This is a genomic window from Streptomyces sp. NPDC029836, from assembly GCF_055574495.1.
This window is the reverse complement of record NZ_JBVHZI010000004.1, coordinates 145858-168749: the sequence shown is the minus strand read 5'-3', so window position 1 is coordinate 168749 and position 22892 is coordinate 145858. Positions and strand designations below refer to the sequence as shown.

Genomic DNA, 22892 nt, shown 5'->3' with positions numbered 1-22892 from the left:
GCGCGCATATATGCGTGCGCTCCCCCGGTGTTCCGGGCGCCCGCCATTCTCGGATCGACGGAATCCTCATAAGGTGAGCAGTATTGAGTCGACGGTGCCGTCGACGGGACGGTCGAGGAGGACCTGCGGTGAGCGAGAAGAGCCCGAAGCTGCGCGCCGAGCTGGACGGCATTCCCACCTACAAGCCCGGAAAGCCCGCTGCCACCGGCGGGCCCGTGGCGTTCAAGCTGTCCTCGAACGAGAACCCGTACCCGCCGCTGCCGGGTGTCCTGGAGAGCGCGGTCGCGGCCGCGGGCCGCTTCAACCGCTACCCGGACATGGCCTGTACCGAACTGGTGAACGAGCTGGCCGACCGGTTCGGGGTGCCGGTCGAGCACATCGCGACGGGCACCGGCTCCGTAGGAGTGGCCCAGTCGCTGATCCAGTCCACGGCGGGCCCCGGCGACGAGGTCATCTACGCCTGGCGGTCCTTCGAGGCCTACCCGATCATCACGCAGATCTCGGGTGCGACGTCGGTCCAGGTGCCCCTCACCGACGGGGACGTGCACGACCTGGACGCCATGGCCGAGGCCATCACGGACCGGACGCGCCTGATCTTCGTCTGCAACCCGAACAACCCCACCGGCACCGCGGTGCGCCGCGCCGAGCTGGAACGTTTCCTGGACCGGGTGCCCTCGGACATCCTGGTGGTGCTGGACGAGGCGTACCGCGAGTTCGTCCGCGACGCCGACGTCCCGGACGGCATGGAGCTCTACCGCGACCGCCCGAACGTCGCCGTGCTGCGCACGTTCTCCAAGGCGTACGGACTGGCCGGCCTGCGGGTCGGATTCGCGGTCGCGCACGAGCCGGTGGCGGCCGCGCTGCGCAAGACGGCGGTCCCGTTCGGCGTCAGCCAGCTCGCCCAGGACGCGGCGGTCGCTTCGCTGCGCGCCGAGGACGAGCTGATGGGTCGGGTCGGTTCGCTGGTGGGCGAGCGCGCGCGGGTGCACGGCACGCTGCTGGCCCAGGGTTGGACGGTCGTCCCGGACACCCAGGCCAACTTCGTGTGGATGCGGCTGGGGGAGCGGACCGCCGAGTTCGCGGCGGCCTGCGAGAAGGCCGGTGTGGTGGTCCGGCCCTTCGCGGGTGAGGGCCTGCGGGTCACGATCGGTGAGACCGAGGCGAACGACCTCTTCCTGCACACGGCCGCGGCGTTCTTCAAGGAACTGTAGCCACGGCCTTCAAGGAGCTGTAGCCACAGCCGAGGTCCGGGAGCGCACGGCCGCGTGGCCGTGGCGCCGGACGGCGGCCCCAGCGGGGCGCGCTTACGCGAGCTCGACGCGGATGGGGTCGCCGTCGCGGACGGTGGACAGCAGGCGGGGGTCGCCGTCGAACGAGCCGAGGACGTTGCACGGGCTCGCCAGGCGGCTCTCGCCTCCGCGCGAGATGGGCGTGGGGCCGTAGGGCAGCGCGAGCGCGTCGCCCTCGGTCCAGAACGCGACGGTGCCCGGCGCGACGACCTGCTGGGCGTCGTGTTCCAGGGCGACGGACACGCCGGTGTCGAAGTAGACCTCCTCCCCCCAGGTGTTGGCGGAGGCGGAGATCGGGAGGGCTTCGACGAGGGCCTTGCTGGTCGGGGTCTCGTCGAGGGTCGCGGTGAGCTGGCCCGAGGGCCAGGAGATTCGTATCTGCATGCGCCGCATTCAACAATCTGTTGAATGTCTTGGCTAGGGGACCCCCGCCTCATGGGCGTCCGAACCCGTGCGCCATAATGCTTGTGAATGTGAACGCGTTCACAAGCGTGTCCTGCTTATCCCGAATTGGGTGGGACGCAAACGGCAGACTGCCGCTGTTACCACGGTGACCCGAAGGAGACGAGGACGTGGACCTAGCTTTGGCGCCGGAGACGCTGGCGCGATGGCAGTTCGGCATCACCACCGTCTACCACTTCCTGTTCGTCCCCCTGACGATCTCGCTCGCCGCGCTCACCGCCGGCCTGCAGACCGCATGGGTGCGGAGCGAGAACGAGAAGTACCTCAGGGCCACCAAGTTCTGGGGCAAGCTCTTCCTGATCAACATCGCGATGGGTGTCGTCACCGGCATCGTCCAGGAGTTCCAGTTCGGCATGAACTGGTCCGACTACTCGCGCTTCGTCGGCGACATCTTCGGGGCGCCACTGGCCTTCGAGGCCCTGATCGCCTTCTTCTTCGAGTCCACCTTCATCGGCCTGTGGATCTTCGGCTGGGACAAGCTGCCCAAGAAGATCCACCTCGCCTGCATATGGATGGTGTCGATCGGCACCATCCTGTCCGCGTACTTCATCCTCGCGGCCAACTCCTGGATGCAGCACCCCGTCGGCTACCGGATCAACGAGGAACGCGGGCGTGCCGAACTCACCGACTTCTGGCTGGTCCTCACTCAGAACACCGCGGTGACCCAGTTCTTCCACACGATCACGGCGGCCTTCCTGGTCGGCGGCGCGTTCATGGCCGGCATCGCCGCGTACCACCTGGCGCGCAAGAAGCACGTGCCGGTCATGCGGAGCTCACTGCGCCTCGGCCTCATCGTCATGATCATCGCCGGTATGGGCACCGCCATCAGCGGCGACCTGCTCGGCAAGGTGATGTACAAGCAGCAGCCGATGAAGATGGCCGCCGCCGAGGCCCTGTGGGACGGCGAGGCACCCGCCCCCTTCTCCGTCTTCGCCTACGGCGACGTCGACAAGGGGCACAACAAGGTCGCGATCGAGATTCCCGGCCTGCTGTCCTTCCTGGCCAACGACGACTTCACCTCCTTCGTCCCGGGCATCAACGACGTCAACAAGGCCCAGCAGGAGAAGTTCGGACCGGGCGACTACCGGCCCAACATCCCCGTCGCCTATTGGGGCTTCCGCTGGATGATCGGCTTCGGCATGGCCTCGACTGCCATCGGCGCCCTGGGACTGTGGCTGACGCGCAAGAAGTTCCTGCTGCCGCAGGGTCTGCGCACCGGGCCGGACGAGGTGCCGAACCTGGTCCTCTTCAAGAAGGCGCTGAGCCCGCGTTTCGCCAACCTGTACTGGGTCGTCGCCCTCTGGACCATGGGCTTCCCGCTCATAGCCAACTCCTGGGGCTGGATCTTCACCGAGATGGGCCGCCAGCCCTGGGTCGTCTACGGGGTCCTGCGCACCCGGGACGCCGTCTCGCCGAACGTCACCCAGGCCGAGGTCCTCACCTCGATGATCGGCTTCACCCTGCTGTACGCCGTCCTCGCGGTGATCGAAGTCAAGCTGCTCGTGAAGTACGTCAAGCTCGGCCCTCCCGAACTCACCGAGGCCGACCTGAACCCGCCGACGAAGATCGGCGGGGACGACAAGAACCCCGACCGTCCGATGGCCTTCTCGTACTGAGACAGCGGAGACCACCCCATGCAACTCCACGACGTCTGGTTCGTCCTCATCGCCGTCCTGTGGATCGGCTACTTCTTCCTGGAGGGCTTCGACTTCGGAGTCGGCGTACTCACCAAGCTGCTCGCCCGTGACCGCACGGAGAAGCGGGTCCTGATCAACACGATCGGGCCCGTCTGGGACGGCAACGAGGTGTGGCTGCTCACCGCCGGCGGCGCGACCTTCGCCGCCTTCCCCGAGTGGTACGCCACGCTCTTCTCGGGCTTCTACCTGCCGCTGCTGATCATCCTGGTCTGCCTCATCATCCGGGGCGTCGCCTTCGAGTACCGGCACAAGCGGCCGGAGGACAAGTGGCAGACCAACTGGGAACACGCGATCTTCTGGACCTCGCTGATCCCCGCGTTCCTGTGGGGCGTGGCCTTCGCGAACATCGTGCGCGGAGTGAAGATCGACCAGGACATGGAGTACGTCGGCACCTTCCTCGACCTGCTCAACGTCTACTCGATCCTCGGCGGCCTGGTCACCCTCACCCTGTTCACCTTCCACGGCGCGGTGTTCACCTCGCTCAAGACGGTCGGCGACATCCGGGAGCGCTCGCGCACGCTGGCCACCCGGCTCGGCGTGGTCACCGCGGTGCTGGCGCTCGTCTTCCTGATCTGGACGCAGGCCTCGCGCGGTGACGGATGGAGCATGATCGCGATGGCCGTCGCGGTGCTCGCGCTGGTCGGAGCCCTGGGCTTCAACCTGGCGGGCCGTGAGGGCTGGTCGTTCGCGCTCTCGGGGGTCACCATCGCGGCCGCCGTCGCGATGCTGTTCCTGACGCTCTTCCCGAACGTCATGCCGTCCTCGCTGAACGACGCCTGGAACCTCACGGTCACCAACGCCTCGTCCAGCCCGTACACGCTGAAGATCATGACCTGGTGTGCGGCCGTGGCCACCCCGCTCGTCATGCTCTACCAGGGCTGGACCTACTGGGTGTTCCGCAAGCGGATCGGGACGCAGCACATCGTCGACGCGCACTGACGCGCACTGGCGCCGAGGGGCCCGCTCCCGCCGATGCAGGTTCCTCCTGTTCGACCCGATGTCCGACTCTCCTGCTCGACCCTGCCGAGGAGATGTTTCACGTGAAACCGATCGACCCGCGCCTGCTGCGGTACGCCCGTTCCACCCGCCTCTTCCTGGGAGCGGTGGTGCTCCTCGGGCTTGCCGGAGCGGGGCTGGTCGTCGGCCAGGCGATGCTCATCGCCGAGATCGTGGTCGGGGCCTTCGAGCAGGGGCTCGGCGCCGGTGAGCTGCGCACCCCGCTGCTGCTCCTCGCGGCGGTGGCCGTGGGGCGCGCTCTGGTCGCTTGGCTCACGGAGCTGGCCGCACACCGGGCCGGGGCGGCGGTCAAGTCCGAGCTGCGGGTCCGGCTGCTGGACCGGGCCGCAGAGCTGGGCCCCGGCCCCGCCGGCGGCCGGCGGACCGGGTCCCTGGTGGCCCTGGCCACCCGGGGAGTGGACGCGCTCGACGACTACTTCTCCCGCTACCTGCCCCAGCTCGGCCTGGCCGTCGTCGTACCGGTGGCGGTCCTCGCCCGGATCGTCACCGAGGACTGGGTGTCGGCGGCCATCATCGTGGTCACCCTGCCGCTGATCCCCCTGTTCATGATCCTGATCGGCATGGCCACCCAGTCCCGGATGGACCGCCAGTGGCGACTCCTGTCGCGCCTGTCGGGCCATTTCCTGGACGTGGTCGCCGGACTTCCGACGCTGAAGGTGTTCGGCCGGGCCAAGGCCCAGGCCGAGTCCATCCGCAAGATCACCGACGACTATCGCCAAGCGACGATGCGCACGCTGCGCATCGCCTTCCTCTCCTCGTTCGCGCTGGAACTGCTCGCCACGCTGTCGGTCGCCCTGGTCGCGGTCACCATCGGCATGCGGCTCGTCCACGGCGAACTCGACCTCTACACCGGACTGGTCATCCTGATCCTGGCGCCGGAGGCCTACCTGCCGCTGCGCCAGGTGGGAGCCCAGTACCACGCGGCCGCCGAGGGCCTGGCCGCCGCGGAGGAGATCTTCGAGGTGCTGGAGACGGAGCCGCCCGCGACGGGTGGCGGCGTCCGGGTGCCGGACTCCGCGCTGCGGATCGAGTTCGACGGCGTCGAAGTCCGCTACGAGGGCCGGAGCGCGAACTCTCCCGGTCCGGTGTCGCTGGTGGTCGAGCCGGGCGAGTGCGTCGCCCTCACCGGGCCGAGCGGCGCGGGCAAGTCCACACTGCTGAACGTGCTGCTGGGCTTCGTCACGCCGACCGCCGGACGGGTCCGGATCGGGGCCGTCGACCAGACCGAACTGTCCCTGGAGCAGTGGCGGGAGCGGATCGCGTGGGTGCCGCAGCGGCCGCACCTCTTCGCGGGGACCATCGCCGAGAACGTACGACTGGCCCGGGCCGACGCCTGCGACCAGGACGTGGAAGCCGCGCTCCGGGACGCCGGGGCGTGGGAGTTCGTCGCCGCGCTGCCCGGCGGAATCTGTACGGCGCTGGGTGAGGGCGGGGTCGGCCTGTCGGCGGGGCAGCGCCAGCGCCTCGCGCTGGCCCGGGCCTTCCTCGCCGACCGTCCGGTGCTGCTGCTGGACGAGCCGACGGCGGCCCTGGACGGGGAGACCGAGGCGGCCGTCGTGGACGCCGTACGCCGCCTCGCGGTGGGCCGGACCGTACTGCTGGTGGTGCACCGCCCGGCGCTGCTGGCGGTGGCCGACCGGGTGGTCGCGGTGGGCGAGGGCGCGGCCGACGCCGTGGGGCCGGTGGACGGGGACGCCGCGCCGGTCGACGGGTCCGTGACGTCGGGAACCGGGTCGGTGACCCCGTCCGACGGCCGGGGGGCGCCGCCCGCCGCCGAGGTGGCGCGCGGTCTGGTCCCGGTGGCGGACCCCGGGGAGTGGATCCTCGGGCCGACCGTCGAACGGGTCGCCGCCGCGGGCCGCACAGGGACGGGCGGTGGCGACCCGCTGAGCCGGGTACGGGCCACGGCCGCCGCCTGGCAGGGACGCTTCCGGCTCGGGCTGCTGCTCGGGGCGCTCGCCGTCGGGTGCAGCGTCGGGTTGCTGGCCGTGTCGGGATGGCTCATCTCGCGCGCCTCCGAGCAGCCTCCGGTGCTCTACCTGATGGTGGCCGTCACGGCGACGCGGGCCTTCGGCCTTGGCCGGGCCGTGTTCCGCTATGCCGAGCGGCTCGTCTCGCACGACGCCGTCCTGCGGATGCTGGCCGACCTGCGCGTCTCCGTGTACCGCCGGCTGGAGCGGATCGCCCCCGCCGGACTGCGCGAGCAGCGGCGCGGGGACCTGCTGTCCCGGCTGGTGGCCGACGCCGACGCCCTTCAGGACTACTGGCTGCGCTGGCTGCTCCCCGTCGGTACGGCGGTGCTGGTCGGCACCGGGTCGGTGGCGTTCACGGCCTGGCTGCTGCCGGAGGCCGGTGCGGGCCTCGCGGTGGGGCTGCTCGCCGCCGGTGCCGGGGTCCCGCTGATCAGCGGTGCCTGCGCGCGGCGTGCGGAGCGGCGGCTGGCTCCGGCGCGCGGCGAGCTCGCCACCCGGGTCGCCGACCTGCTCACGGGTACGGCCGAGCTCACCGTCGCCGGGGCCTTGGCCGGCCGCAAGGACCTGGCGCGGGAGAGCGACGGGGTACTGACCCGGATCGCCTCGCGCGGCGCCTTCGCCACCGGCCTCGGTGGCGGCCTGTCCGCGCTGGTGTGCGGGCTGACCGTGGTCTTCGCCGCGCTCGCCGGCGCGGCCGCCGTCGCCGGCGGACGGCTCTCCGGGGTGGCCATGGCAGTGGTCGTGCTGACCCCCCTCGCCGCGTTCGAAGCGGTCAACGGGCTTCCGCTCGCGGTCCAGTACCGCCAGCGGGTGCGTCGCAGCGCCGAGCGGGTCTACGAGGTCCTCGACGCGCCGGTGCCGGTCACCGAGCCGGCCGAGCCCCTGGAGGCACCGGTCGCGCCCTTCCCGCTGCGGTTGACCGGCCTTGCCGCACGCCACCCCGGGCAGGAACGGGACGCCCTTCACGGGACGGACCTGACCCTGGACGCCGGTCGCCACATCGCCGTGGTCGGGCCGTCCGGCTCGGGCAAGACCACGCTGGCGCAGGTCCTGCTGCGGTTCCTGGACCCGAGCGACGGTACGTACACCCTGGGCGGGATCGACGTACGGTCCCTCGACGGCGACGACGTGCGCCGCGCGGTGGGGCTGTGCGCCCAGGACGCCCACCTCTTCGACAGCTCGGTCCGCGAGAACCTGCGGCTGGCCCGTACCGGGGCGAGCGAGGCAGAGCTGCGCGAGGCGCTGGCGGCGGCCCGGCTCCTGGAGTGGGTCGAAGGACTTCCCGACGGGCTGGACACCCTCGTCGGTGAGCACGGTGAGCGGATCTCGGGCGGCCAACGACAGCGGCTGGCCCTGGCCCGGGCGCTGCTCGCGGACTTCCCCGTGCTGGTCCTGGACGAGCCCGCCGAACATCTGGACCTGGCGACCGCGGACGCGCTGACCGCGGACCTGCTGGCAGCGACCGAGGGCCGGACCACCGTACTGATCACGCACCGGCTCGCCGGACTGGACGCCGTCGACGAGGTGCTGGTCCTGGACCGGGGCGCCGTCGTCCAGCGCGGCGGATACGCGGAGCTGGCCGCCGTCGAGGGGCCGCTGCGCACGCTCCTGGACCGGGAGCGGGAGGCCGACAAGTTGTTGGCCGGCCGCGGCTGAGGTCCGCCGGACGGCTGTGCCGGGCCCGGTACGGGACGCGCCGTGTGACGCGTTCCGCACGCGGCGACTTTCACCACCAAAGGGGACTAACTAGGCTCAAGGGCATGTCAGCCCAGGAGTCCCAGGAAACACCGGAACCGACCCGCGGAGCACCGGACCCGCTGGAGGCCGCCACCCAGGCCACCCGGAGTCTGCAGGGGCTGTCCACCGAGCTGACCGCTCGGGTGCCGCAACTGCTGGAGGCCATGCGCTCGGTCGGTACCGGCCTCGAACTGCACTCCACCCTCGACCGCATCTGCGAGACGGCCGCCGAGCTCGCGGACGCCCGGTACGCCGCGATCGGTGTCGTCGACACGGAGGGGCGCGGCCTCTCGGACTTCGTCACCTTCGGCGTCAGCACGGAACTGGCCCGCCGGATCGGGCACCGCCCCGACGGCAAGCGGGGCCTGCTCGGCGCCCTCATCTCGCACCCCGACACGGTGCAGCTCGCCGACCTCACGAAGGATCCTAGGTCGGCGGGTTTCCCGGCGCACCATCCGCCCATGAAGACCTTCCTCGGCGTCCCGATCCGGGTGCAGGGCGAGATCTTCGGCAATCTGTACCTCGCCGAGAAGAACGGCGGCGTCGAGTTCAACGACTACGACGTCCACATGGTCCGGGTCCTGGCCACCGAGGCGGGCATCGCGATCGGCAACGCCCGGCTGTACGAGGCCGCCACCCAGCGCGAGCGGTGGATCGACGGCTCGGTGGCCGTCACCACGGCCCTGCTGTCCGGCGGCGACGCGGACGACGCCCTCTCGGTCGTCGCCGAACAGGCCCGTAGGCTCGCCGACTCCGCCGCCGGGATCGTGTTGCTGCCGGCGGAGGACGGCGGGATGGAGATCGTCGCCGTCTCCGCCGAGAACCCGGCCACCTCGCTGGGCGTGGTGATCCCGGCCGACAGCCCGGTGGTGGGACGACTACTGGAGGGCGAGCCGGTGTTCGTCGACGACGCGGCCGGTGATCCCCGCATGATCGGCAAGCTGACCAGCCAGTACGGCCCGTGCATGATGCTGCCGCTGCACAGCGGCGGGCGGGTGCTGGGCGCGCTGGTGACCCCCCGGGCCCGCGGCGGGCGGCCGTTCACCGAAGCGGAACGGACACTGGCCACGCAGTTCGCCTCACAGGCCGCGCTCGCGCTGATGATGGCCGAGGCACAGCGGGACCGGGAGCGCCTCGCGGTGTTCGAGGACCGCGACCGGATCGCCCGTGACCTCCACGACCTCGTGATCCAGCGGTTGTTCGCGACGGGGATGATGTTGGAGGGCGCCCAGCGCAGGTCCATCGTCCCGGAGGTCGTGGACGGGGTCGGCAAGGCCGTGGACGAGTTGGACGTGACGATCCAGGAGATCCGTACCGCGATCTTCGCGCTCCAGCAGGGACCGGCGGAGGCCCCGTCCGGGCTGCGCACCCGTGTGCTGCGGGAGATCAACATGGCTGCCGTGCCGCTGGGCTTCAAGCCGGCCCACCGGTTCCTCGGCCCGATCGACGCGGTGGTGGGCGAACTCGTCGGCAAGAACCTCATCGCCGCGCTGCGCGAGGCCCTCTCCAACGCGTTCCGTCACTCCGAGGCGTCCCGGATCGAGGTGGTGCTCGACTCGACCATCACCCTGGCCGACGGCCGGCCCGGAGTGCGTCTGGAGGTCGCGGACGACGGAGTGGGCATCGCGGAGGGCGGGCGCCGCAGCGGACTGCGGAACCTGCGCCGACGGGCCGAGTCCCTGGGCGGGTCCAGCTCGTACGGTCCGGGCATCGGGGAGGACGGGGGCGGGACCACCCTGCTGTGGGAGGCCCCGCTCTGACCTCCGCCCTCGTCGCGCTAGCGCTCGTGCGGAGTGCGTTCGGCGAGGATGCGCTCGATGACCACCGCGACCCCGTCCTCGTTGTTGGCGACCGTTCGGCCGGACGCGGCGGCGATCACGTCCGGGTGGGCGTTGCCCATCGCGTACGAGGTGCCCGCCCAGCGGAGCATCTCCACGTCGTTCGGCATGTCGCCGAAGGCGACGACCTCGGCGGCAGAAATGCCGCGCTCGGCGCAGCACAGCGCCAGAGTGCTGGCCTTGGAGATGCCCAGCCCGCTGATCTCCAGCAGGGAGGTCGGACTGGAGCGCGTGATCGCTGCGTACGCGCCGGCCGCCGAGCGGGCCAGGGCCAGGAAGTCGTCCGGGCCCAGTTCGGCATGGTGTGCGAGCACCTTCAGCACCGGCGCCGCACTGTCGTCCAGCTCTTCGCTCAGCAGCTTCTCGGCGGTGGCCACGGAGGCGCCCGGGTCCTGGAAGAACGGCGGGTACGTCGGCTCGTAGTTGATGCCGGTGGTCAGCTCGACGGCGAAGGAGGTACCGGGCGCGGCGGCGCGCAGGGTGTTCACCACCGTCAGAGCGGTGGCCCGGGGCAGCGCCCGGACCTCCACGAACTCTCCGCCGGAGCGGAGGTCGACGACGGCGGCGCCGTTCGCGCAGATCGCCAGGCCGTGGCCGTGCACGTGGTCGCTGACCACGCCCATCCAGCGGGCCGGGCGGCCCGTGACGAAGAAGACCTCGATCCCGGCTTCCTCGGCGGCGGCGAGGGCGGCGATCGTGCGGGGCGAGACGGATTTGTCGTCGCGCAGCAAGGTGCCGTCGAGGTCGGTGGCGATGAGCCGGGTCGCTGGGGTTGGCCCGTCCGGGCGCTGGGGAGCCGAGGTCACGGACCCATCTTCGCCCATGGTCACCTACCGTCCGACCACGTTCGGCTGGAGATGTTTCACGTGAAACCGATCTCGCTTCCATCGATGTTTCACGTGAAACGAGGTGCCCGTACGGCTCCGCTCGGGGGCGGGTGGTGCGAGATGTGCGGTTGGTGCACCCGTCGCCGTAGGCTCGAACGCATGAGTTTGCGTCTGAGCACTGTGATCCTCCCGGTCCGTGGCTGGCACGAAGGAGGCCGTGACCAGTGGCAGCGGGCCGAGCGGCTCGGGTTCCACACCGCCTACACCTATGACCACCTGAGCTGGCGGACCTTCCGCGACGGCCCGTGGTTCGGTGCGGTGCCCACCCTGACCGCCGCGGCCGCCGCCACCGAGTCGATCCGGCTGGGCACGCTGGTCACCTCGCCGAACTTCCGGCACCCGGTGACCCTCGCCAAGGACCTCATGACGCTGGACGACATCTCCGGTGGGCGCGTCACCCTGGGCATCGGGGCCGGTGGCAACGGCTTCGACGCCGTCGCCCTGGGCCAGGAGCAGTGGTCCCCCCGCGAGCGGGCCGACCGCTTCGCCGAGTTCGTACCGCTGCTGGACCGCCTGCTGACCGAGGGCGCGGTCACCCACCACGGCACGTTCTACTCCGCCGAGGAAGCCCGCAACATTCCCGGGTGCGTCCAGCGCCCGCGGCTTCCGTTCGCCATCGCGGCGACCGGTCCGCGCGGGGTGAAGCTCGCCGCGAGCCTGGGCCAGGCCTGGGTGACGGCCGGCGACCCGAAGGTCTTCGAGGGAACGCCCGAGCAGTCGCTGGAGGCGCTGCGGGCGCAGGTGGGCAAGTTGGAGAAGGCTCTGGTGGAGATCGGGCGGGAGTCCGAGACCATCGAGAAGGTGCTGCTGACCGGCTTCACCCCGGAGCGCGGCACGATGCTGGAGTCCGTGGACGCGTTCGTCGACTTCGCCGGTCGCCACCGTGAGCTGGGGTTCACCGAGCTCGTCATCCACGCACCGATCCCCGACTCCGACTTCGCCGCGGACGAGGCGGTCTTCGAGAAGATCGCCACCGAGGCGCTCGCGCAGCTGGACGCCTGACACGGAGCCGCGCCGCCGCAGGGCCGCGCGTCCGTGCCGACCACCGACGCTTGGCTGCACGGTTTCACCGGCCCCGGTCCGGGCACCGCACGAAGCGGTCCGGACCGGGGCCGGGGCGTGTCAAGCGTCGGGCGAGCGGTGCGCGACGCCCGGCGTCAGGCGCCCGCCGGGTCGGGCAGCAGGGCCGCCAGGGTTCGTTCCGCCTGCGGCAGCAACCACTCCGGGACGACCTCCGCGGGCAGGCTCTTGACCTCCTCGATCAGTGCCGCCATCCGCGCGGCGCCCGCCTCCGGCCGGCCCAGTTCCTGCTCGGTCCAGGCGGCGTTGTTCAGGCACTGGAAGCGGCCCGGCAGGTAGTCGATGCCGAGCGCGGCGTAGAGGGCGGCCGCCCGCTCCCACAGGTCGACCTCCTCCCGTCGCAGCGCCTCGATCCGGTCCGTGCCCAGCCTGGCGGGGGCCTCGGTGCCCGTCTCCCCCGAGCCCGCCTCCCCCGCGTCCTTCTCCCCCGCGTCCGCCCCGGTCGCGTCCTCCTCGTCGTGCTCACGCTCCAGTGCGTCGACCAGCCGGTCCAGGACCTGCGCGCTCTGGTGCCAGGTCTGCGCCAGCTCGGAGCGCTGCTCGCGCGCCTGCGGATCACCGGCCAGCGCCTCCTCCAGCACTCCGGTCGCCTCGTCCATCAGGAGCCGGGCCGCCGCCACCGACGTCTCGTCGACCCGCTCGCGCAGCTCCAGCCAGGCCAGCGACCGCAGGATCCGTACCTCGGGGATCACGGCTCCGCCGGCCTGCCGGTGCAGTTCCAGGGACCGCCGGTACGCGGCGACCGCCTCCTCCACCAGTCCGGCGTCGGAGAGGCAGTCGGCGGCCGACTGCGCGAACTCCGCCTGCGGCCGCGGGTCCTCCCACTCCTTCACCAGCTCGGCCGCCAGCAGGAACTGCTCCGCCGCCGGGCGGGACTCGCGCAGGTCCCGCAGCAGGTCGCCCAGGAACTCCCGGGCCGCCACCGCCTGGCCCTCGCCGTGCTCCAACAGGTCGGGCAGCGTCGACTGGAGCACCTCCGCCGCGTCCGCGTTGCGGCCGTCCTGCGCGTAGGCGCGGGCCAGTAGCAGGCGGGCCTGCGCTCCGCCGTCCGCGGTCAGGCCGGCCTGGTCGAACCAGTGTGCCGCCGTCAGGGAGTGCTCGGCCGCCTCCGCGGCCCCGTCGGGCCGGCGCAGCAGGACGTCCGCCAGCGTGAGCCGTACGACGGCCTGCTCCTGGGGGTCGGTCACCTCGGCGGAGTGCGCCAGCGCCTCGCGCGCCGCTGCCTCCGCCTCCTCGACCCGGTCCAGCGACCTCAGTACCCCGGCCCGCAGGACGAGGGGATCCACCGCCAACCACGGCCGTCCCGCTCCGACGGACCGGGCGGCGGAGCCGGCCAGCAGGTCCAGTGCGCGCTCGGTGTCGCCCTGGGAGAGGGACACCCGGCCCAGCAGTTCCTCGGCGTCCGAGGTCACGTCCGACAGCTCTGTTGCGGAGGCGTCGCTCTTCCCGTACGTGGCGACGAAGTCGGTCAGCTCCGCCGCGAGCACCGCGGTGCCGGGGCCGTGGTCGTGGCCGTGCCCGTGGCCCTGCCCGTGAGCGTCGGTGTCGGCGTGTTCCCGCGCGGCCTCCACGGACCGCAGGTACGGCTCCAGGCGGATCGCGGCGAGTTCCGCGAGGGCGATCCGGCGGGTCCGCTGCGGGTCGGCCGGGTCCAAGGCCCCGGCGGACCGGGCGGCCGTCGCCAGCAGGGTCCGTACCTCCCCCGGTTCCGCGCCGGCCTGCGCGGCGACGCTCGCCATCCGCAGCTCCGCGAGGGCCGCGCGCCCGGCCTGCCCCAGCTCCCGGTACGCGTCCCGGACCGAGGCCAGGAGCCGGCCCGCGTCCTCGGCGCCGGCCCGCGCCGCGAGAAGGGCCCGGTGGTCGGCCAGGTCCGCGGTCACCAGGGGTTCCACCTGCGATGCGGGGAGACCGGAGGCCCGTACGGACACCGCGGCCCACAGCGCGTCGAAGCCCGGGTGGCCCAGTTCCCGCGCGTCCCGGGCCCGTTCCACGAGCTCGGCGAAGCCCTCGGGGGCAGGCGCGCCGGCGGCCGGGGGCGTCGACGGAGAGGCCGACGTGGCCGCCGCCGGCCGCGGCAGCGCGGCGCTGCGCACCCCGAGCGGCAGGACGTCGACCAGCGGCGCCTGCGCGATCCGGGTCAGGAACCGCTCCGAGACGCGGGTGGTGCCGTTGCGGACGTCGAAGCGCTCCGCGATGTGCAGGGCCCCGGCGCGCAGGATGGCGTGCAACTCGTCGACCGTCCGGGCGGCGCCGTCGAAGGGCACCGTCGGGTCGGCGCCGTGACCGAGTTCGGACAGCCGCCGCAGCAGGACGAGGACCCCGCCCCAGAAGTCCATCTGCGTTTTGACGTCCGCGAGGGGACGCAGGTGGGTGCCGTGTTCGGCGAGGATCTCCACGCCGCGCGCCTCGTTGCCGGTGAGGGCGCAGAACTCGATGTGCTGACCGATCGCCCGCAGCAAGCCCTCCTTGCCGCGTGCCATGCGGTACCCACGCAGGTGGTGGGCGCGCGCGTCGTCGGCGCGGCCGAGGCGCAGCAGCGGACGCAGCGACCGGGCGAGGACCCGGTGCGGCTCCTCCATGCAGGTCTGCCCGCCGTCCAGCACGGGCTCCCAGACCTCGATGGCCTTGGCGTCCTCGCCCTTGCCGGCCCAGTAGGAGCCCTGGGAGTTGGTCTCGCAGGCGTGGCAGTCGCTCATCGCGTCGCGGTCGGCGGCCCGCCACCGGGCCATGGCCCGTTCGGCGCGCCCGTCGTCCCCGATGGCGTCCGCGAGGAAGTACTCGGACTGCCGCACGGCGCGCTCGCCGTACCCGGCGATCCGGTACCGCTTCTCCATGTCCTCCAGGTAGCCGGTGACGGCCGCGATGGGGACGTCGGGCGTGCTGATGATCTGCCCCGACACCCACTTGAACCGCCAGAAGAGGGAGTGGGCGTCGCGAGCGTCGAAGGCGCCGGGGTCGCGGTCGTACTCCTGCAGGAGGCGGGCGAAGGGGACCACCATGCGGCTGCGCTCGGAGCTGTACTCGTAGGCGTCGATCTGGGTGATCAGGGCCTGGCGGAACACGTCGGAGTCGCCGCAGGCCTCGGCGGCGGCGGTCAGGGCCTCGGCCTGCGCGTTGCGTGCGGCGCCCTGTGGCAGGCGGTGGTTGTCGTACAGGGCCTGTCGGATCTCTTCGACGGTCATGCTGCTCACCGGGCGTCCTTCGGGTTCTCGACGGAGTGGGTCGCCCATTCCAGGAGCCCGAGGAAGGCTCGGTTGAGCAGGATGGAGTCGGCCGGTCGCAGGGGCCGCTGGGACATCAACAGCGCCTGCCCGTAGAGTGATTCGACGGCGGTGCCGGTCAGGGTCGCGTCGGGCAGTCCCGCGATCCGTCGGATCAGCGGGTTGTTGTGGTTGAGCACCAGGCGGGCGCGCGGGCCGGAACCGCGCAGCGAGCCGAGGATGCCGCTCCACAGGCTGTCCGCGTTGTCGAGCGCCGCCGTGCGGTCGCGTTCCTGCCGCGCCTGCCGGTCGTCGAGGTAGAGGGCGGGGACGGAGACGGGCTGGAAGGCGCGCAGCACCACGTCGCAGGACTGGGGTTCCAGTCGGGTGCGGGCGGTGGACAGGAAGCCCGCGAGGGCCAGTTCGACGTCGGTGGGGACCGGGTCGAGGCGCTCGGTGACGGCGCCGGCGTCGAGTTCGGTGACCTTGAGGTCGGGCCGTACGGAGGGGAGCAGGGCGAGCAGGTCGGCGTCGTAGGTGTAGCCGGCGTTGATGACGCCCAGGCCGTGCGCCGCGGCGATCGGGGCGATCTGGCGGAACTCCTCGACGGTGGGCGTGAAATGGATGTCGCTGTGGGCCGCCGCGAACTCCTCCAGGCTCATCGAGCCGTCGCTGGTCTCGAACGGCAGCCACGGCAGCATCAGCCCGAGCAGTTCGGCGTCATGCCGGGCGAGGGACTTCACCCCGAGGTGATGGACGCTCAGGAAGGCCGCCAAACGCTCGGGTTCGCTCGCGGCGAGTTCGGTCAACCAGGCCCGGATGCGACCCCCGAGCGCTTCGCGCACGGCGGCCAGCGTTTCGTCGTCGTACAGGTTCTCGCGGGAGGCCGTGGGCCGCAGCGTGTCCGTGTCGAGGACGACGCGGACGAAGAACGCCCAGTCGGGCAGCAGGTTGGAGGCCTGGTCGGTGAGCAGCATGCCCTTGAGGTGGACGCGGTGTCCGGCCCGGTGGGCGGGGCTGGTCGGTTCGGGCAGGACGTACGCGACTCCGCGCACCCCCGCCACCGGCAGGTCGAGGTCGATGGTGTCGAGCGGGGTGAAGCCGAAGAGCCGCGCGCACTGGCCGGCGAGCGCCACGCGGCGGGCGGCGGGGGTGGGGAAGGGGCGGTCCCACACGGCGGGCCGGTCGGTGACCGGGCGGGGCGCTCCGCCTTCGCCGTCGTCGAAGGTGATGTCGTACGGGAGGAGGGAGCCGTAGTCACGGGCGAGCCGTTCGACCGTGGCGGCCCCGGTCCACTCCTCGGAGCCGGGGCGGCCCTCCAGGTGGACGGTGGTACCGGGCTCCGGGCGCGCCTCGTGGGGGAGTTCGCGGACCGTGTAGGAGCCGTCGTCCGTGGCCAACCATTCGACGGGCGCCGCTTCGGGATCGCGGGCGGACCGGGTGACGACGCGGATCCGGCGGGCGATGACGAAGCAGGCGAGGAGCCCGATGCCGAACTGGCCGAGGAACTCCTGGCGGGTGGTCTCCAGACCGTGCTCCCCGCCGCGCTTGGAGCTGCGGCCGATGGTGGCGAGGAGCGAGTGGGCCTCCGCGGCGGTCAGACCGATGCCGGAGTCCTCGATGGTGACCCGTCCGACGGTGGCCGACAGCCGGATGTGGACGCGCGCGCCGGGTTCGTGGGCCTGGCGGGCGGTGACGGCGTCGACGGCGTTCTGCAGGAGCTCGCGGACGTAGACGCGCGGGCTGGAGTAGAGGTGGTGCGACAGCAGGTCGACCAGGCCGCGCAGGTCGACCTGGAAGCTGTTGACGGCGGCGGCGTCCGCGGAGGCGGACGGCGCGGGGGGTGTGGAGGGGGACGGGGGTGTGGACGTCATGAGGCGTCACCTCGCTGGCTCGCATGGGATGGTCGGCGATCGCGAGGTACCCCCCCTCACGGATCCCGGAGTGAGGAACAGAGTAGGGGGATGATCCGACAATTCCCCTGTGAATTGTGTGGGGTGGTTCCTACGAGAACCGCAGGAACCGCGGCGGTACCGCGTCCACCAGCCACACCCCGTTGGCGCTGATCCGGAACACGTGACCGGCGGCGCGCATCGCCCCCGCGTCCACGACGAGGACCACGGGCCGCCCCCTGCGCGCGCCCACCCGGGTCGCCGTCTCCCGGTCGGGCGACAGGTGCACGTGGTGTCGGGCCATCGGGCGCAGGCCCTCGGCGCGGATCGGGTCCATGGCGGCGGCCACGGTGCCGTGGTACAGGTACGCCGGGGGTTCGGCCTCCGGCAGATCGAGATCGACGGCGACGGTGTGGCCCTGGCTGGCCCGGATGCGGTCGCCCTCGACGGCGAAGCGCTGCTTGTCGTTGGAGGCGACGACGTGGTCGAGCTCGGCACGGCTGACGGGGAACCCGTGGGCCGCTGCGGCGGCGAGCAGGTCGTCGATCGCGACCCAACCGTGGGGATCGAGCGTCAGTCCGATCCGTTCCGGCTGGTGCCGCAGGTGTTTCGAGACGTATTTGGACACCTTCACGGTGCGTCTTTCATCCATGTCCCCAGCGTGCCGGGTCGGGCGGCGCTCCGGCAGGGATTTTTCGCCGGCGCCGACGGGTGGACCGCCTCTACCGCTCTTCCAAGATACGGAATACATTTTCCGCTGGACTGCTGCCCAGAGGGAGAAAAGATGACACACCAGGCTTCGCTGCTGCGGCGCACGACGGCCGAACTCGTCGGCACCGCGGCACTGCTCGTGGTGGTGATCGGCTCCGGGATCCAGGCCGACGCGCTCAGCCGCGACACCGGTGTCGCCCTCGTCGCCAACTCGCTCGTCTCGGCCATCGGCCTCGGGTTGATCATCACCCTCTTCGGGCCGCTGTCCGGTGCCCACCTCAACCCGGTCGTCACCCTCACCACCTGGTGGGCACGCCGATCCGGCCGGGACGGCCTCGCCGGGCGGGAGGCCCTGGCCTACGCCGCGGCCCAGATCACCGGGGCGATCGGCGGCGCCGTCCTCGCCGAGGCGATGTTCGGGCGGACCCCGGGGACCCTCGCCACGCAGGTGCGCGACGACGGGCACCTCCTGATCGGCGAGGTCGTCGCCACCGCCGGGCTGGTCCTGGTCATCGAGGGGTTGGGCCGGCTCGGCCGCGCGAAGCTGATCCCGGTCGCGGTCGCCGCGTACCTCGCGGCCGCGATCTGGTTCACCTCCTCGGGCTCCTTCGCCAACCCGGCGGGCACCGTCGGGCGGGCCTTCAGCGACTCCTTCACCGGCATCGCTCCACAGTCCCTGCCCGGCTTCGTCGCCGCCCAACTGCTCGGCGGCGCCCTCGGCCTCGGCCTCGCCACCCTGCTCTACGGGCGGGCGGGCCGCACGGGCGCTCCGGAGATCGCGCTGGTGGGCGTGCAGGGAGGCGGACGGGACGACGACGTTGTTCAGGGTGGTGCGCCTGACCGTGCTCAGAGGGGCGCGCGGGACGGCGATCAGGGTGCGCCGGCCGCCGACGGGGAAGATCCGGTGGCCGATATACCGCGCACCGGACCCACGTACGAAGCCGCCGTCTGAGGTTCCTTCCCCCTTGCCCACAGGAAAAGCGGACTTGTCCACAGCTCTTTGGGTGGTTTTGGGGGTCGCTTGCGTCATTCGCCCTGTGGACTACTGATCGAGCATTATCGGCCGCCCCGGCGGGCCAGATCGTTCATCGTCCGAGCCTGCAGCTCCCGTTCCGTCGCCGCCCGGACGAACTCCGCCACGTGATCGGCGCCCACCAGCTCCTGCACCGCCCGTACCGTGTCCGTCGGCAGGGCGACCGGCGTCGGTCCCGACGGCTGCGCGGTGCCGCTCGCGCCGAGGTGCCGCTGGAGGTGCCGGGTGGCGAACAACCGCATCGCCCGCGCGAGTTCGGCGTCCACCGTCTGCTGGGCCAGCGGCCGCAGTCTGCGTACCATCGTCGCCGCCTCGGCCGCGTCGGCGTCCGTCGGCGGCACCTCGCCGAGGTAGCGGGCGAAGACGTGCTCGGTGGTGAAGTCCAGGAAGCGCGAGGCGATGTGCTCGACCTGCCCGCGCAGTTCGCGCAGGTGCCCGGTGATCGCCGCCAGCGGCACCCCGGCCGCGTACAGCTCGGCGGCGACCGCCAACTCCTGCGGCGAGGGCACCAGGAACTCGTCCGGGCGGCCCGGTATCCGCTCCAGCACCCCCAGCTCGCAGGCCTGGTCCACCGCCTCCTCGTCGGGCCGGCCGCCGAACCGTTCGTCCAGTTCGGCCCGGCTGATCCGGGCGGCCTCCTCGTCGGTCCACGGTCCGTGCACCTCGGCGACCAGGCCCAGTACGCCGCCCAGGCCGCGCCCCGCGTCCCAGGCCTCCAGCAGTTCCTTGATGGAGGCCAGCGTGTAGCCGCGGTCCAGCAGGTCCGCGATCTGGCGCAGCCGCGCCAGGTGCGTGTCCCGGTACACGTTGGACCGGCCGCGGCGCTCCGGTTTCGGGAGCAGACCGCGGTCCTGGTACGCCCGGATGGTGCGTACCGTCGCACCACTGTGATGGGCCAGATCCTCGATCCGGTACTCGGCCACCGCCTGATCGGACAATCCCGGCTCCCTACGACATGACGGCTCGGCCGACCGCGCCCGCCGCGGTCCGGGCGGCAGGAGGCGCCGCCAGGTACTCGACCGCCGTGCGCAGCGAGCCCTCCTGCGAGGGATGGTACGACCGTGGCAAGGAGCGGGACATGGCCGTGTCGAGCTGTATCCGGCTCGGCCGCGCTCCCCTGTCGTCCGCGCGGGCGCGGACGCACGGCGAACGACGCCACCGCGGGCCCGCCCCGTCGCTCGTGCCCACGCCGTCGGAGTCGGCTCCACCGGCCCCGTTCACAGCCGGGGTTCCAGCCGCGCGATCCGCCGCAGGGTGCGCGGTGCGAAGCGGGACATCCACAGGGCGCCCTTGGACTCGGGCGTCACGGGCACGACCGCCTGGTTCTTCACCACGGCCAGCAGGATCGCGTCGGCGACCTTCTCCGGCGGGAAGTTGCGCAGCCCGTACAGCCGCGATGAGCTGGCTTGGCGGCGCTTCTCCTCGGTCGGGTCCACCCCGGCGAACCGCGAGGTGGCGGTGATGTTGGTGTTCACGATGCCCGGGCAGATCGCGGAGACCCCGATCGACCGTGAGGCCAGCTCGGCGCGCAGGCACTCGCTGAGCATCAGGACCGCAGCCTTGGAGGTGCTGTACGCGGGCAGGGTGCGCGAGGGCAGGTAGGCTGCGGCGGAGGCGGTGTTGACGATGTGCCCGCCCTGGCCGCGCTCGGCCATCTGCTTCCCGAAGATCCGGCAGCCGTGGATGACACCCCACAGGTTGACGTCGAGGACCCTCTTCCAGTCCTCGGCCGTGGTCTCCAGGAAGGGCCCCGACAACCCGATCCCCGCGTTGTTGACCAACACGTCCACGATTCCGTACTCGGCGGCGACCTTCGCGGCGAGCTTCTCCATCGCCTGCTCGTCGCTCACGTCGACGCATTCGCCCCAGGACTCGGGGGCGCCGACGAGCCGGGCCATCTCGGCGGTGCGCGCCGCGCCCTCGCCGTCCCGGTCCACGGCCACCACCCGGGCGCCGGCCTCGGCGAACGCGAAGGCCGTGGCGCGTCCGATGCCGCTGGCCGCGCCGGTGACGAGTACCAGCTGACCGCTGAACCGGTCCGCGTACCTGCCCGGAGCCTTCTGTTCCGGCGCCCGCGTCGCGGGCTCCTCCCGGCTGGTCACGAACTCCGAGACCCACGCCGCGATCTGGTCGGGCCGGGTCCGCGGAACCCAGTGCTTCGCGGGCAGGGTGCGCCGCACCAGGTCCGGAACCCACAGCTCCAGGTCGTCGTAGAGCCGCTCGGAGAGGAAGTCGTCCTTGGTCGGCGTGATCAGCTGCACCGGTACGTGCGCGTAGGCGTCGGTGCGGGGCCGGCGCATGCGACCGCGGACGTTGTCGCGGTACAGCCAGGCACCGTGCGCGGCGTCGGAGGGCAGCGAGTCCGTCGGGTAGGTGCCGGTGGGGATGTTCTCCGCGCGTTGGAGGAGCTTCGGCCATTGCTTGCCGAGCGGCCCGCGCCAGAGCAGCTCGGGCAGGACGGGCGTGTGCAGCAGGTAGACGTACCAGGACTTCGCGCCCTGGTTCAGCAGTTGGGCGGCACGGCGCGGGGTGGGTCGCGTGGCCCGCTTCTTGATCCAGTGCCCGAAGTGGTCGAGCGAGGGGCCGGACATGGAGGTGAAGGAGGCGATCCGGCCCTCGGTACGGGCGACCGTGGCGAACTCCCAGCCCTGTACGGAGCCCCAGTCGTGGCCGACCAGGTGCACCGGCCGGTCGGGGCTGACCGCGTCCGCCACGGCCAGGAAGTCGTCGGTCAGTTTCTCCAGGGTGAAACCGCCGCGCAGCGGGACCGGCGCCGTCGACCGCCCGTGGCCGCGCACGTCGTACAGCACCACGTGGAAGCGGGTCGCCAGGCGTTCGGCGACCTCGGACCAGACCTCCTTGCTGTCCGGGTAGCCGTGTACCAGGACCACCGTCGGCCGGTCCGCGTCACCGAGTTCGACGACGCACAGCTCGATGCCGCCCGTGCTGATCCGGCGTTCCCGCGCGCCCGACAGTGCCGTACCGCTCATCCCGCTCATCCCGCCTTCTCCTCAGCCCAGCGCCGCACGTGCGGCAGGTCGTCGTCGAGCCAGTACGCGCTCTCCTCGGGGTCCCGGGAGTCGGTGACCACCAGGATCTCCTCGAACTTCGCGCCGGTGCCGCGGAAGCCCAGGTGCGGTTCCACGGCCCACAAGCCGGGTTGCGGCGCGTGGTCGGAGAACCGGTAGGGGCTCCACAGCGGGGACCAGCCGTCCCGGTGCCCGTGCAGGACGTCGGAGGCCAGCCCCTTCAGGGACTGCGTGCCGAATCCGAACGCCGTAGGGGACCAGCGCCGCTCCGGGACCCTGTCTATTTTGTGCGCGATCACCCCGAACGGGTAGGCCCGGTGCCGGTTGGCGTACCCCTGGCGCGTCATCAGCCGTTCGACGTTCTCGTAGATCTCGCGCAGCGGGCGGCGCTCGCGCACCTGCTCCAGGATCAGGTCGCGGTGCGGGCGCAGATCGGCCATCAGCCGGTCCTGTACCGGGTTGAGGCCGAGGCTGCCGGAGTAGCCGACATCGGCCGCGTAGCCCCGCAGGACCGGCGCCATGTCCAGGATGAACGGCATGCCCGGCTCCAACTTCCGGTTCGTCGGGAAGAACTGGAGGGGGATCCGGAAGCCGGCGAAGGCGGTGCGGTCCCCGAACCAGGCGAACGGCAGGTGGAACCAGTCCCGTACGCCGCGTTCGCGCAACCAGTCGCGCTGCATCCGCGCCGCCTCGCGCTCGGTCACACCAGGCCGCAACTGGGCCGCGACCGCCTCGGCGCACTCGTAGGCGAGGCGCTGCACCTCCTGGAAGCCGCGCAGCTCGGCGGAGAGCCGCCCGGCGGCCCGCGCGGTGCGTTGCTTCTTGTCCCCAGCCATACCAGCCGTCCGTCCTCATAGCCGACGCGCCCGTAACTTGACACTGATGAATGTGACAATGACCGGAGGTCACGTCAAGGGTCGTGCACGGACCTGTGGACAAACTTGTCCGGTTCGCGTCAGCCTGGGGTCAGGGTTCGTGCTCCCTCGTAGTCCTCAAGGCGGATACGGGTTCCCGCTCCAGGTCTGACGATCCGCGCCGACATCGGCA

15 protein-coding genes are annotated in these 22892 nt (G+C 71.9%); 7 read left to right on the top strand and 8 right to left on the bottom strand.

Going from position 1 to position 22892, the window contains the following annotated elements; translation table 11 throughout:
- Nucleotides 1–128 precede the first annotated feature (128 nt).
- Entirely contained in the window at nucleotides 129–1211 is a 1083-nt protein-coding gene (gene hisC / locus ACZ4XJ_RS14475) for a histidinol-phosphate transaminase (RefSeq protein ID WP_362875093.1), read from the top strand.
- A 93-nt stretch (nucleotides 1212–1304) separates the two neighbouring features.
- Here the strand turns inward: hisC and ACZ4XJ_RS14470 are convergent, their stop codons facing one another.
- Entirely contained in the window at nucleotides 1305–1673 is a 369-nt protein-coding gene (locus ACZ4XJ_RS14470; RefSeq protein ID WP_468496354.1) for a cyclophilin-like fold protein, read from the bottom strand.
- Between the two features lie 188 nt (nucleotides 1674–1861).
- On the opposite strand from ACZ4XJ_RS14470, the gene ACZ4XJ_RS14465 reads away from it, so the two are divergent.
- The 4 genes from ACZ4XJ_RS14465 (at nucleotide 1862) to ACZ4XJ_RS14450 (ending at nucleotide 9935) form a co-directional block, all read left to right on the top strand.
- Nucleotides 1862–3367, top strand: a complete 1506-nt coding sequence (locus tag ACZ4XJ_RS14465; RefSeq protein WP_362875091.1) for a cytochrome ubiquinol oxidase subunit I — start codon at nucleotides 1862–1864, stop codon at nucleotides 3365–3367.
- A gap of 18 nt (nucleotides 3368–3385) precedes the next feature.
- Entirely contained in the window at nucleotides 3386–4387 is a 1002-nt protein-coding gene (cydB, locus tag ACZ4XJ_RS14460) for a cytochrome d ubiquinol oxidase subunit II (protein WP_362875090.1), read from the top strand.
- 101 nt (nucleotides 4388–4488) lie between these two features.
- The gene (gene cydD / locus ACZ4XJ_RS14455; protein WP_468496353.1) at nucleotides 4489–8094 is read left to right on the top strand and encodes a thiol reductant ABC exporter subunit CydD; all 3606 of its coding nucleotides are present in this window, start codon (nucleotides 4489–4491) and stop codon (nucleotides 8092–8094) included.
- A gap of 104 nt (nucleotides 8095–8198) precedes the next feature.
- Nucleotides 8199–9935 carry a GAF domain-containing sensor histidine kinase gene (locus tag ACZ4XJ_RS14450; RefSeq protein ID WP_362875088.1) on the top strand — a complete coding sequence of 579 codons (1737 nt, stop codon included), beginning with the start codon at nucleotides 8199–8201 and terminating at the stop codon, nucleotides 9933–9935.
- A 17-nt stretch (nucleotides 9936–9952) separates the two neighbouring features.
- Here ACZ4XJ_RS14450 and ACZ4XJ_RS14445 read toward each other — a convergent pair whose 3' ends face one another.
- Nucleotides 9953–10837, bottom strand: coding sequence for a Cof-type HAD-IIB family hydrolase (locus ACZ4XJ_RS14445; protein ID WP_362875087.1), 885 nt, complete (start codon nucleotides 10835–10837; stop codon nucleotides 9953–9955).
- Nucleotides 10838–10999: 162 nt separating this feature from the next.
- On the opposite strand from ACZ4XJ_RS14445, the gene ACZ4XJ_RS14440 reads away from it, so the two are divergent.
- Complete coding sequence (locus ACZ4XJ_RS14440) at nucleotides 11000–11902, top strand: LLM class flavin-dependent oxidoreductase (protein ID WP_362875086.1); 903 nt, start codon at nucleotides 11000–11002, stop codon at nucleotides 11900–11902.
- 155 nt (nucleotides 11903–12057) lie between these two features.
- On the opposite strand, the gene ACZ4XJ_RS14435 is transcribed toward ACZ4XJ_RS14440, so the two are convergent.
- The 3 genes from ACZ4XJ_RS14435 to ACZ4XJ_RS14425 form a co-directional block, all read right to left on the bottom strand.
- Nucleotides 12058–15171 carry a tetratricopeptide repeat protein gene (locus tag ACZ4XJ_RS14435; protein ID WP_468496352.1) on the bottom strand — a complete coding sequence of 1038 codons (3114 nt, stop codon included), beginning with the start codon at nucleotides 15169–15171 and terminating at the stop codon, nucleotides 12058–12060.
- The gene (locus ACZ4XJ_RS14430; protein ID WP_468496351.1) at nucleotides 15168–17054 is read right to left on the bottom strand and encodes an HSP90 family protein; all 1887 of its coding nucleotides are present in this window, start codon (nucleotides 17052–17054) and stop codon (nucleotides 15168–15170) included. The genes ACZ4XJ_RS14435 and ACZ4XJ_RS14430 overlap by 4 nt, the downstream gene beginning before the upstream one ends.
- A gap of 130 nt (nucleotides 17055–17184) precedes the next feature.
- Nucleotides 17185–17724 carry an RNA 2'-phosphotransferase gene (locus ACZ4XJ_RS14425; protein ID WP_362875083.1) on the bottom strand — a complete coding sequence of 180 codons (540 nt, stop codon included), beginning with the start codon at nucleotides 17722–17724 and terminating at the stop codon, nucleotides 17185–17187.
- A 132-nt stretch (nucleotides 17725–17856) separates the two neighbouring features.
- On the opposite strand from ACZ4XJ_RS14425, the gene ACZ4XJ_RS14420 reads away from it, so the two are divergent.
- The gene (locus tag ACZ4XJ_RS14420) at nucleotides 17857–18735 is read left to right on the top strand and encodes an aquaporin (protein WP_362875082.1); all 879 of its coding nucleotides are present in this window, start codon (nucleotides 17857–17859) and stop codon (nucleotides 18733–18735) included.
- A 104-nt stretch (nucleotides 18736–18839) separates the two neighbouring features.
- Here ACZ4XJ_RS14420 and ACZ4XJ_RS14415 read toward each other — a convergent pair whose 3' ends face one another.
- From ACZ4XJ_RS14415 to ACZ4XJ_RS14405, 3 genes are all read right to left on the bottom strand, one after another.
- Nucleotides 18840–19754, bottom strand: a complete 915-nt coding sequence (locus tag ACZ4XJ_RS14415; protein ID WP_362875081.1) for a MerR family transcriptional regulator — start codon at nucleotides 19752–19754, stop codon at nucleotides 18840–18842.
- Nucleotides 19755–20033: 279 nt separating this feature from the next.
- Nucleotides 20034–21806, bottom strand: coding sequence for an SDR family oxidoreductase (locus ACZ4XJ_RS14410; protein WP_468496561.1), 1773 nt, complete (start codon nucleotides 21804–21806; stop codon nucleotides 20034–20036).
- Nucleotides 21807–21811: 5 nt separating this feature from the next.
- Nucleotides 21812–22681 carry a M24 family metallopeptidase gene (locus ACZ4XJ_RS14405; protein WP_468496350.1) on the bottom strand — a complete coding sequence of 290 codons (870 nt, stop codon included), beginning with the start codon at nucleotides 22679–22681 and terminating at the stop codon, nucleotides 21812–21814.
- Between the last annotated feature and the right edge of the window lie 211 nt (nucleotides 22682–22892).

Coding starts and splice junctions, on each gene's coding strand:
- ACZ4XJ_RS14470 (WP_468496354.1), bottom strand. CDS start 1,673: ATGCAGATACGAATCTCCTGGCCCTCGGGCCAGCTCACCGCGACCCTC.
- cydB (WP_362875090.1), top strand. CDS start 3,386: ATGCAACTCCACGACGTCTGGTTCGTCCTCATCGCCGTCCTGTGGATC.
- ACZ4XJ_RS14450 (WP_362875088.1), top strand. CDS start 8,199: ATGTCAGCCCAGGAGTCCCAGGAAACACCGGAACCGACCCGCGGAGCA.
- ACZ4XJ_RS14445 (WP_362875087.1), bottom strand. CDS start 10,837: ATGGGCGAAGATGGGTCCGTGACCTCGGCTCCCCAGCGCCCGGACGGG.
- ACZ4XJ_RS14440 (WP_362875086.1), top strand. CDS start 11,000: ATGAGTTTGCGTCTGAGCACTGTGATCCTCCCGGTCCGTGGCTGGCAC.
- ACZ4XJ_RS14430 (WP_468496351.1), bottom strand. CDS start 17,054: ATGACGTCCACACCCCCGTCCCCCTCCACACCCCCCGCGCCGTCCGCC.
- ACZ4XJ_RS14425 (WP_362875083.1), bottom strand. CDS start 17,724: ATGGATGAAAGACGCACCGTGAAGGTGTCCAAATACGTCTCGAAACAC.
- ACZ4XJ_RS14420 (WP_362875082.1), top strand. CDS start 17,857: ATGACACACCAGGCTTCGCTGCTGCGGCGCACGACGGCCGAACTCGTC.
- ACZ4XJ_RS14410 (WP_468496561.1), bottom strand. CDS start 21,806: ATGAGCGGTACGGCACTGTCGGGCGCGCGGGAACGCCGGATCAGCACG.
- ACZ4XJ_RS14405 (WP_468496350.1), bottom strand. CDS start 22,681: ATGGCTGGGGACAAGAAGCAACGCACCGCGCGGGCCGCCGGGCGGCTC.